The organism is Streptomyces graminilatus, from assembly GCF_001418565.1.
Taxonomy (GTDB): domain Bacteria; phylum Actinomycetota; class Actinomycetes; order Streptomycetales; family Streptomycetaceae; genus Streptomyces; species Streptomyces graminilatus.
The window spans coordinates 1-12,075 of the sequence record NZ_LIQQ01000385.1; the positions used below are offsets into that span (position 1 = coordinate 1).

The window sequence follows — 12,075 nt, forward strand, 5'->3', positions numbered from 1 at the left end:
GGCCGGGGCGGTGTGTTCATGGGCACCAACGGCCAGGACTACGCGAGCCTGCTGCTGAAGACCCCCGAGCCGGCCGAGGGCTACCTCGGCACCGGGAACGCGGCCAGCGTGATGTCCGGCCGGATCGCCTACACGCTGGGCCTGGAGGGCCCGGCCGTCACGATCGACACGGCGTGCTCCGCTTCCCTGGTCGCGCTGCACCTCGCCGTCCAGGCGCTGCGGTCCGGCGAGTGCGATGTGGCACTCGCCGGTGGCGCCACCGTCATGTCCACTCCCGGCGTCTTCATCGAGTCGACCCAGCAGGGTGCCCTGTCTCCCGGTGGCCGCTGCAAGGCGTTCTCGGTCGACGCGGACGGCACGGGCTGGGGCGAGGGCGCCGGTGTGCTCCTCGTGGAGCGGCTGTCGGACGCCGAACGGCTCGGTCACCGGGTGCTCGCGGTGGTGCGGGGCAGCGCGGTCAACCAGGACGGCGCCAGTAACGGGCTCACCGCACCCAACGGTCCCTCGCAGCAGCGGGTGATCCGGCAGGCCCTGGCCGTCGCCGGACTGTCCGCCGCCGACGTGGACGCCGTCGAGGCACACGGCACCGGGACCCGGCTCGGTGACCCCATCGAGGCGCAGGCCCTGCTGGCCACGTACGGCCAGGGCCGTCCCGACGACCGGCCGCTGTGGCTGGGCTCCATCAAGTCGAACATCGGCCACACGCAGGCCGCCGCGGGTGTCGCCGGTGTCATCAAGATGGTGCAGGCCATGCGGCACGGCCGGCTGCCGGTCTCCCTGCATGTCGACGAGCCGACCGACCAGGTCGACTGGTCCACCGGTGCCGTCCAGGTCCTGACCCAGGCCCGGGAGTGGCCGGAGGCCGACCGCCCGCGCCGGGCGGGCATCTCCGCCTTCGGCGTCAGCGGCACCAACGCCCACATCATCATCGAACACGCGCCTGAACCCGAAACCTCGTCGCACGCGCCTGAAACCGACACCTCGGACCAGCCCTCGACCCCCGATTCCGGGCCCGATTCCGGTTCCGTCTCCAGGCCCGTCTCCTGGGTGGTGTCGGCGAAGAGCGAGAGTGCCCTGCGCGAGCAGGCCGCCCGGCTGCGTACCCACGTGGAGAGCGCCGCGGCGCACCCGGTGGACGTCGCCCACTCCCTTGCCGTCGGCCGACAGGCCCTGGAGCACCGGGCCGTTGTCACCGGTGGTGACCGCGAACGGCTGCTCGCCGGCCTCGCCGCGCTGGCGTCGGGCGAACCCGCCGCCGGTCTCGTACGTGGCTCGGTCGCACCCGGCACGGAAGCCCCCCGCACGGTGTTCGTGTTCCCCGGCCAGGGCGCGCAGTGGCTCGGCATGGGCGCCGAACTCTACGACTCCTCCCCGGTGTTCGCCCAGCGGATCGACGAGTGCGCGACCGCCCTGGAGGCATGGGTCGACTGGCCGCTCCTCGGCGTACTGCGCGGCGAGGACGGAGCTCCGCCGCTCGACCGCCTCGACGTCCTCCAGCCCGCGCTGTGGGCCGTCATGGTGTCGCTGGCCGAGGTCTGGCGGGCGCACGGCGTCGAGCCGGACGCCGTGGTCGGCCACTCCCAGGGCGAGATCGCCGCCGCCGTCGTGGCGGGCGGCCTCTCGCTGGACGACGCCGCCCGCATCGTCACCCTGCGCAGCCGCATCCTCAACCAGATGTCGGGCCACGGCAGCATGGCGTCGATCCGGCTGCCCGCCGCCGAGGTGCGGGAACTGCTCGTAGAACGACCGGACTTGTCCATCGCGGCGGTCAACGGCCCACGCCACACCGTGATCACCGGGCCCGAGGGCGAACTGCACCCGCTCGTCGCCGAGTTGACCGCGCGCAAGGTACGGGCCCGGCTGGTGCCCGCCGCCTCGGCGGGCCACTCGGTCCAGATCGAGCCCTTCCGCGACGAACTGCTCGCCGGTCTCGCCGAGGTCGAGGGCCGGTCCGGTACGGTGCCCTTCTACTCCACCGTCACCGGTGACCGCGAGGACCTGGCCACACTGGACGCGGCCTACTGGTACCGCAACCTCCGTGAGCCGGTCGCCTTCGAACCCGCCGTACGCACTCTGCTCGGCGCGGGCTACGAGGCGTTCGTCGAGATCGGCCCGCACCCCGTGCTGGCCCCCGGCCTCCAGGACATCGCCGAGGACGCGAACACCCGTGCCGCCGTCCTGACCACGCTCCGCCGTGACCAGGGCGGGCTGTCCCGGATGCACACCGCGCTGGCCGAGGCGTACGTCCAGGGGATCGCGGTCGCCTGGGACACCACGTACGACGCCGCGCACGCCTGCCGCGTGCCGCTGCCGACCTACGCCTTCCAGCGGGCGCGCTACTGGCCACGGCCGGCGGTCGTGGTGCCCGGCACCGACGCCGGGACGAGCCCGGCCGACGCCCGGTTCTGGGAGGTCGTCGCCACCGCCGACACGGCAGCGCTCGCCGAGACCCTGGGCCTCGACGCCGGTGCCGAACGGTCCTCCCTCGACGCCGTGCTGCCCGCGCTGGCCTCCTGGCGGCGGCGCAGCCAGGACCGGACCACCGTGGACGCCTGGCGCTACCGCGTGCGCTGGTCGCCGCTCGCGGCCGGCCCCGGTACGACACCGTCCGGGACGCTGTCGGGGACGTGGCTGGTCGTCACCCCGGAGAACGGCGCCCCCGTGGAAGCCACTCACGAAGGCACCACTCACGAAGTCACCACTGACGAAGGCGCCCTCCACGAAGAACTCCTCGCGGGACTCGCCGGACTCGCCGACCAGGACGCCGAGATCGTCCGCCTTAATGTCCCGGCCGGTGCCGACCGGGCCGAACTGGCCGCCCTCCTGCGCGACTTCGTCGCCGACCTGCTCCCGATCGCCGGCGTCGTATCGCTGCTGGCCCTCCAGGGCGGCGCCGAGCCGGCCGGTGTTCCGGTGGCCGTGAGCGCCACCCTCGCCCTGACCGTGGCACTCGGCGACGCCGACATCGAGGCGCCCCTGTGGTGCCTGACCCGGGGCGCGGTCGCCGTGACCGGCGACGAACACATCACCGCCGCCGCGCAGTCCGCCGTCTGGGGCCTGGGACGGGCCGCGGCCCTGGAGTACCCGGGACGCTGGGGCGGGCTGATCGACCTGCCGGAGACCGTCGACGAACCGGCCCTCGGCCGACTCGCCGGCATCCTGGGCCGGGACGCGGCCCCGGGCGACGAGGACCAGCTCGCCGTACGCCGCACAGGCATCCACGTACGACGGCTGGGCCACGCCGTCCCGGCCGCCGAGCCCGCGCGCCGCTGGCAGCCGTCCGGCACCGTCCTCGTCACCGGAGGTACCGGCGGAGTCGGTGCCCACGTCGCCCGCTGGCTGGCCCGCGGCGGTGCCGGGCACCTCGTGCTCACCAGCCGTCGTGGCGCCGAAGCCCCGGGCGCGGCGGACCTCAAAGCCGAACTGGAGGAGCTGGGCGTACGAGTCACCCTCGCCGCCCTCGACGTCGCCGACCGCGCCGCACTGGACGCCCTGGTGGACGGCGCGCGGGCCGACGGCGACGAGATCCGGGCAGTGTTCCACGCCGCCGGAGTCAGCCGGATGATCGCCCTCGCCGACACCGCGCCCGCCGACCTCGCCGGTCTGCTCGCCGCCAAGACCGCGGGCGCCGACCACCTGGACGCGGTCTTCGGCGACACCTCCCTGGACGCCTTCGTCCTGTTCTCCTCCTGCGCCGCCGTCTGGGGCGGCGCGGGCCAGGGCGCGTACTCCGCCGCCAACGCCTACCTGGACGGCGTCGCCGACCGCCGCCGCGCCCGTGGCCTGACCGCCACCTCCGTGGCCTGGGGCGGCTGGGCGGGCGGCGGAATGGCCGACGCCGAGGCCATGGAGTACATGCGCAAGCGCGGACTGCTGGAGATGGACCCGGAGCTGGCCGTCGCCGCGCTCCAACAGGTGCTCGACCTGGACGAGACCTCCGTGGCCGTCACCCGCATGAACTGGGAGCGGTTCATCCCCTCGTTCACCTCGGCACGGCCGAGCCCGCTGCTGAGTGAACTCCCCGAAGCCGTACGGCTGTTCAGCCCTGCGGACGATCCGGGCCAGGCCGCCGGCGGCCGGCCCGCCGGGAACAACGCCCTGCGCGAGCGGCTGAACGCTCTCGCCGCGGGCGACCGGCTCGAAGCACTGGTGTCGCTGGTACGTGCCCAGGCCGCCGCCGTGCTCGGACACGCCTCCGCCGACGCCGTACCCGGCGAACGCGCCTTCCGGGACATCGGATTCGACTCGATCACGGCGGTCGAACTCCGCAACGCCCTGAACACGGCGACCGGGCTCGTCCTGCCCGCCACCCTGGTCTTCGACCACCCCAGCCCCGAGGTGCTCGCCGCCTTCCTGCTCGACGAACTCCTCGGCCACACAACCGAGTCGGCGTCCGCGGCCGTACCGGCCCTGCGGTCGCTCGCCACCGACGAACCCGTCGCCATCGTCGCCATGGCCTGCCACTACCCCGGCGGCATCACCGGCCCGGAGCAGTTGTGGCGGGTGGTCGCCGACGGCACCGACACGATCGAGCCGTTCCCCGTGGACCGGGGCTGGGACCAGGCCCCGGCGGGCGAGGGCGCCCGGCACACCAGCGAGGGCGGGTTCCTCACCGACGCGGCCGGATTCGACGCGGCCTTCTTCGGTATCTCGCCGCGCGAGGCGCTGGCCATGGACCCGCAGCAGCGGCTGATGCTGCAGACCTCCTGGGAGGCGCTGGAACGGGCGGGCATCGACCCCACCGGACTGCGCGGCAGCCGTACCGGCGTGTTCGTCGGGGGCAGCGGCTCCGGGTACGGCCCGGCGGTCCAGATGTCGGGCGAGACGACCGAAGGACTGCTCACCGGCAGCGCGGGCAGCGTCCTGTCCGGGCGGATCGCCTACACGCTGGGCCTGGAGGGGCCGGCGGTGACCGTGGACACGGCGTGCTCGTCGTCCCTGGTCGCGCTGCACCTCGCCGCACAGGCGCTGCGCGGCGGCGAGTGCGATCTCGCGCTCGCGGGCGGCACGACCGTCATGGCCACCCCGGACGCCTTCGTGGAGTTCTCCCGCCAGGGCGCCCTCTCGGGCGACGGCCGCTGCAAGGCGTTCGCCTCGGCGGCCGACGGCACCGGCTGGGGCGAGGGCGCCGGTGTGCTCCTCGTGGAACGTCTGTCCGACGCGCGGCGGCTCGGTCACCGCGTGCTGGCTGTGGTGCGGGGCAGCGCGGTCAACCAGGACGGCGCGAGCAACGGGCTCACCGCTCCCAACGGTCCCTCGCAGCAGCGGGTGATCCGTCAGGCGCTCGCCTCGGCGGGGCTGACGGCGGCCGACGTGGACGCGGTCGAGGCGCACGGTACGGGCACCCGGCTCGGGGATCCCATCGAGGCGCAGGCCCTGCTGGCGACGTACGGCAAGGAGCGCGGCGCGGACCGGCCGCTGTGGCTCGGTTCCGTCAAGTCGAACATCGGCCACACGCAGGCCGCCGCCGGCGTCGCCGGTGTGATCAAGATGATCCAGGCCATGCGCCACGAGACGCTGCCCGCGACCCTGCACGTCGACGAGCCCACCGACCAGGTCGACTGGTCGGCCGGAGCAGTCCGGCTGCTCACCGAGGCCCAGCCGTGGCCGCGCGACGGTCACCCCCGCCGGGCGGGCGTCTCCGCCTTCGGCGTGAGTGGCACCAACGCCCACGTCATCATCGAACAGGCCCAGGAATTCGAGGAGTTCGAGACCGAGCCCGAGGCCGACGACGAGACCGGGCCCGAGGGCGACGCCCCGGCCGTGCCGGCCGATCCGACCGCGTCGACCGCGCCGACGGGCCCGCTGACGTGGGTGGTGTCGGCGAAGACGGAGCCCGCACTCCGTGCGCAGGCCCGGCAGTTGAGCGAACATCTGCGCACCCGTCCCGGCCTCGCCCCGATGGAACTGGCGTCCGCCCTGGCCACCGGCCGCGCCGCCTTCACACGGCGCGCGGCGGTGTTCGGCCATGACCGGGACGACCTGCTGAAGGGGCTCGCGGCCATCGCGGACGGCACGGCCGCCGCCCACGTGGTCGAAGGGGTCGCGCGCACCGGCAAGACCGCGTTCCTGTTCACCGGACAGGGCGCCCAACGCCTCGGCATGGGGCAGGAGTTGTACGAGACCCACCCGGCCTACGCCGACGCGTTCGACGCCGTGCGCACGGAGCTGGACCGCCATCTGGACCGCCCGCTGGCCGACGTACTGTCCGATCCCCACGAGCAGCCGGACGGTCTGCGCGCCCTCGACGAGACGCGGTACGCGCAGGCTGCCCTCTTCGCCGTGGAAGTCGCCCTGTACCGACTGCTGGAGTCCTGGGGACTGACCCCGGACTTCGTGATGGGCCACTCCCTGGGCGAGCTGTCCGCCGCCCACGTCGCGGGCGTGTTCTCCCTGCCCGACGCCTGTGCTCTGGTCGCCGCCCGAGGACGGCTGATGCAGGCCCTGCCCGCAGGCGGCGCGATGGCCGCGATACAGGCGACGGAGGACGAGGTCGCACAGCTCCTGGAGGCGGCGGCGATCACCGTGGCCGCCGTCAACGGCCCCACGTCCACCGTCGTGTCCGGCGACGAGGAGGCCGTCGAACGCGTCGTCGCGCACTTCAAGGAGCAGGGGCGCAAGACCCGTCGGCTCCGGGTGTCGCACGCCTTCCACTCCCACCGTATGGACCCGATGCTCGACGAATTCCGGCGCGTGGCAGCGGAGTTGACCTACAACACGCCGATCGTGCCGGTCGTCTCCAACATCACCGGACGCCTGGCCGAGCCCGACGACATCGCGTCCGCCGACTACTGGGTACGGCACGTCCGCGAGCCCGTCCGGTTCCTCGACGGTGTTCGCTCCCTGGCCGAACGCGGCGTGACCCGCTTCCTCGAAGTGGGCCCCGACGGCGTGCTGAGCGCCCTTGTGCCCGAATGCCTCCCCGCCCGGACCGACGACACGACGCCGATGACCCCGGCGGTGGTCGCGGCCCTGCGCGCCGACCGGCCGGAGGCCCGTACGCTCATCGCCGCCGTCGCCACGCTGTACGTCAACGGCGTCGCCCCCAAGTGGCCCGCGCTGTACGGCGAGAGCACCGCCCACCGGGTCGACCTGCCGACCTACGCCTTCCAGAACCGGCGCTACTGGCCACGGGCCGTACTGGGCGGAGGAGAGCCCGGCGTGCTCGGTCTGGAACGGGCCGAACACCCCTTCCTGCGCGCGATGGTGCGACTGCCCGAATCCGGCGGCACCCTCTTCACGGGCCGCCTCTCGCTCCGCACGCACCCGTGGCTCGGCGACCACACCGAACACGGCGTCGTCGTCATCCCCGCGAGCCTCTTCCTGGAACTCGCCCTGTGGGCCGGCCGCCGGCTCGGCCACGGCCACCTCGAAGAGCTCACCTTCCAGGCGCCGTCGGCCCTGCCCGAACAGGGCGCGCTCGCACTGCGGGTCGTGGTGTCCGACGCGGCCGAGCCCACGGTGACCGTCCACACCCGGCCGCAGGACGCCGCCGACGACGAGCCGTGGACCCGGCACGCCACCGGCACGCTCACCTCGACCCCGGCCGCCCCGGCGGACGGCGGCCTCGTGGTGTGGCCGCCGGCGGGTGCCCGGCCGGTGGCCGTGGCGGACGTGTACGACCGCATGGCCCGCACCGGCTTCGACTACGGCCCCGCCTTCCAGGGCCTGCGCGGGGTGTGGGAGCGGGACGGCGCGCTCTACGCCGAGGTCGGCCCGGAGTCGCGACACACCCCGGACGCCGGGCAGTTCGGCCTCCATCCGGCGCTCCTGGACGCCGCGCTGCAACCGCTCGGCCTCGGCACCCTCGACGGCACCGGACACGACCGGTTCCTGTTCGCGCTGCGCGGAGCCACCCTCCATGTCCCCGGCGGATCCGCCCTGCGCGTCCGGCTGGACCCCGCGGGCGGCGCGGGCGGCGGACTCTCGCTGACGGCCGCTGACGCCACAGGGCAGCCGGTGCTCTCCATCGCGTCACTCACTCTGCGTGCCGCACCGGGCGCGACCGCGACCCCCCTGTACCGGCTGGACTGGACGCCGGTACCGGCCACCGAGGCGGAGACCGGTACGGCTACCGAGACAGGCACGTACGTGTGGCTGGCGGACCCCGATGACACGACGGCCCGCCAGGACCGCGCCGGCCACCGGGACCCGCAAGCCCTGCTGACGGCTCTCGACACCGGCACACCGGTACCCGGCACGCTCCTCGTCCCCTTCGCGCCGGGCCACGGAGAAGCGGCCGAACTCGCCGACCGGGCCCGCTCGGCGGTCGACCGCGTGACGGACCTGATCGGTTCCTGGCGCGCCGACGAACGCCTGCGCGGCTCCCGCCTCGTCGTGGTCACCCGAGGCGCGGCGACCCCGGACCCGGTCACCGCGCCGGACCCGGTCGGTGCCGCCGTATGGGCGGTCGTCCGCTCGGAACAGGCCGCAGACCCCGGCCGCCTCACCCTCTTGGACCTGGCCCCGGCCGCCGAGACCCCGACGGTCGAGCGGCTCGCCCGGTGCCTGGGCACGGGTGAACCCCAACTGGCCCTGCACGGCGACGAGATGCTCGTCCCCAGACTGGCCAGGATCGCGCCGGGCACGGCGGACACCAGCCCGGCCACCGGCCGCCCCACCGAGGGCACGGTCCTGGTCACCGGCGGCCACGCGGACCCGGCAGCCGTACGACTGGCCTTCGGCCCGGCCGTCACGGTCGAGGCCTGCGAGGCGGCGACACTGGCGGCGACGCTCGACGCGCTGCCCGCCGACCGTCCGCTGACCGCCGTCATGCACACCGTGGACGCCCGCGGCACCGACGACCCGGACGCGCTGGTCCGCACCCTGGCCACGCTGGTCGAACTGGAGGAGGTACTCAACCACCGTTCCAGCACAGCCGAGTTGGTGCTGTTCGCCTCGGCCGCGGCCACCCTCGGGGCGCCCGGCGGCGCCGAGTACGCGGCGGCCCACGCCTTCGCCGACGCCCTCGTACGCCGACGCCGGGACCGTGGCCTCCCCGGCCGCACCTTGGCCTGGGCAAGCCTGCCGCAGGAGAGCGACGTGGAGGCCGCCCTGGCGGTCGACGCGCCCCTGGTCCTGGCACTCGGCGCGGACAGCGCGCCCCATTCGCCGCTGTGGCGCACGGGATCCCCCCGCCGCCCCGCACCCGCGACCGGCACGAACTCAATGACCGGCACGCACGAGGCGAACGAAGCCATGGAAGCCGCCGCGGACACCCCGGGCGGACGACTGGCCCGCCTGTCCGCGCGCGAACAGGAACGCTTCCTGACGAACGTCGTACGCACTCACGTGGCCGCGGTCCTCGGTCACGAGTCGGCCGACGAGATCGACGTGTACCAGGAGTTCCACGAGCTCGGCTTCACCTCCCTGAGCGCGGTGGAACTCCGCGACCGGCTCAACGAGGCGACCGGACTCCGACTCCCCGCCACGCTGGTCTTCGACCACCCGACCCCGGCGGTCCTCGTCAGCTCGCTGCGCACTCAACTGCTCCCCGAGGAACAGGCCGCACCGCTCAGGCCCGCCCTCACGGCGAACGTCGACAGTGGCGAGCCGATCGCCATCGTCGGGATGAGCTGCCGCTACCCCGGCGGCGTCGCGAACCCCGGAGACCTCTGGCAGATGGTCATGGAGCGCCGCGCCGCGGTGTCCGACTTCCCCGCCGACCGGGGCTGGGACAGCGACTCGCTGTACGACCCGGACCCCAACGCGCTCGGCAAGATCTACACCCGGCTCGGCAGCTTCCTGTACGAGGCGGGTCAGTTCGACGCGGGATTCTTCGGCATCTCGCCGCGCGAGGCCATGGCGATGGACTCGCAGCAGCGGCTGCTCCTCGAAACCTGCTGGGAGGCGTTCGAACAGGGCGGTATCGACCCGAAGACGGTGCGGGGCAGCCAGACCGGCGTCTTCGCCGGTGTGACCTACCACGACTACCAGACGGCACTCGCGTACTCCGACGAGAACGTCGAGGGTCTGATCGGCACCGGCATCTCGCCCAGCGTCCTGTCGGGCCGGATCGCCTACACCTTCGGCCTGGAGGGGCCGGCGGTGACCGTTGACACGGCGTGCTCGTCCTCCATGGTCGCCCTGCACATGGCGATCCAGGCGCTGCGCACCGGTGAGTGCGACATGGCCCTGGCCGGCGGCGTGACGGTCATGTCCACCCCGGGCGCGTTCATCGAGTTCTCGCGGCAGCGGGGACTCTCGGTGGACGGCCGCTGCAAGGCCTTCTCGGTCGACGCGGACGGCACCGGCTGGGGCGAGGGCGTGGGTGTACTGCTGGTGGAACGTCTGTCCGACGCCCAGCGACAGGGCCACCAGATCCTGGCGGTGGTGCGGGGCAGTGCGGTCAACCAGGACGGCGCGAGCAATGGGCTGACAGCTCCGAATGGTCCGTCGCAGCAGAGGGTGATCCGTCAGGCGCTCGCCTCGGCGGGTCTTACGCCGGCCGACGTGGACGCGGTCGAGGCGCACGGCACCGGCACCCGGCTCGGTGACCCGATCGAGGCCCAGGCCATCCTCGGCACATACGGCCAGGAGCGGCCTGCGGACGACCAGCCGCTGTGGCTCGGCTCGCTGAAGTCCAACATCGGGCACACGCAGGCGGCTGCGGGCGTCGGCGGCATCATCAAGATGGTGCAGGCGATGCGCCACGGCGTACTGCCCGCCACTCTCCACGCGGAGGAGCCGACGGACCAGGTCGACTGGTCCAGCGGCGCCGTGGAACTGCTCACCGAGGCCCGCGACTGGCCCCGGAACGGCCACCCCCGCCGCGCGGGCGTCTCCGCCTTCGGCGCGAGTGGCACGAACGCGCACGTGATCCTTGAGGAGGTCCCGACTCTCGAGCCGGCTGCCGGGTCGGTTCCTGTTGTTGAGGTGTCGGGTCCGGTGTCGTGGGTGGTGTCGGGCAAGTCCGAGGGTGTGGTGGGGGAGCAGGCGCGTCGTCTGCGTTCGCGGGTGGAGACCGACCCGGAGCTGGCCCCGGTGGATGTGGCGTACTCCCTGGCGTCGGGTCGTTCGGCGTTCGAGCATCGGGCGGTGGTGACGGGCCACGACCGTGGTGAGCTGCTGGCGGGTCTGGCTGCGCTGGCCGCAGGTGAACCTGCGGTGGGTGTCGTACGGGGTTCCGCGTTGCCCGTGGGGTCGCGGTCGGTGTTTGTCTTTCCGGGTCAGGGTTCGCAGTGGCTGGGCATGGGTGTGGAGCTGTATGAGTCCTCGCCGGTGTTCGCCCGCCGGTTGGACGAGTGTGCGGCGGCGTTGGAGCCGTGGACGGGCTGGGATCTGCTGGAGGTTCTGCGGGGTGGGGATCTGGAGCGGGTGGAGGTGGTGCAGCCGGCGTTGTGGGCGGTGATGGTGTCGCTCGCGGAGGTGTGGAAGGCGCACGGTGTCGTCCCGGACGCGGTCGTCGGTCACTCGCAGGGGGAGATTGCGGCGGCGGTGGTGGCGGGTGGTCTGTCGTTGGAGGACGGGGCGCGGGTGGTGGCGTTGCGCAGCCGTCTGCTGACCGGTCTCTCCGGTGGCGGCGGGATGCTGTCGGTACGCCTGCCCGCTGACGGGGTGCGTGAACGGCTCACGGACTGGCCGCTGGTGTCGGTCGCTGCGGTCAACGGCCCGTCCCAGACGGTCGTGGCGGGTCCCCCGGAGGCGCTGGAGTCCCTGCGGGAGGTGTTCGAGGCTGCCGGGGTGCGGGCGCGGATGGTTCCGGTGGACTACGCGTCCCACTCCGCGCAGGTCGAGGTCCTGGAGGCGGAGCTGATCGCCGAGTTGGAGGGCATCCGGCCCCAGCCCGGCAGTGTGCCGCTGTATTCGACGGTGACGGGTGACTGGCTGGACGTCGCGGAGATGGACGCCGCGTACTGGTACCGCAATCTGCGGGCCACGGTCCGGTTCGAGGACGCGGTAAGGGGTCTGCTGGCCGAGGGGCATCGAGCGTTCGTCGAGGTGAGCCCGCACCCGGTCCTGGTACCGGGGTTGCAGGACACGCTGGACGACACTCCGGGCGGGGGTGTGGTCCTGGAGACGCTGCGTCGTGACAGCGGGGACGCGTTCCGGCTCGCGACCGCGCTGGCCCACGCC

General features: G+C 73.6%; 1 protein-coding gene. It reads left to right on the forward strand.

Annotated elements, in window-relative coordinates; translation table 11 throughout:
- Positions 1 to 12,075, forward strand: a 12,075-nt coding sequence (locus tag AOK08_RS47705) for a type I polyketide synthase (RefSeq protein ID WP_079054350.1), incomplete at both ends; no start/stop codon positions are given.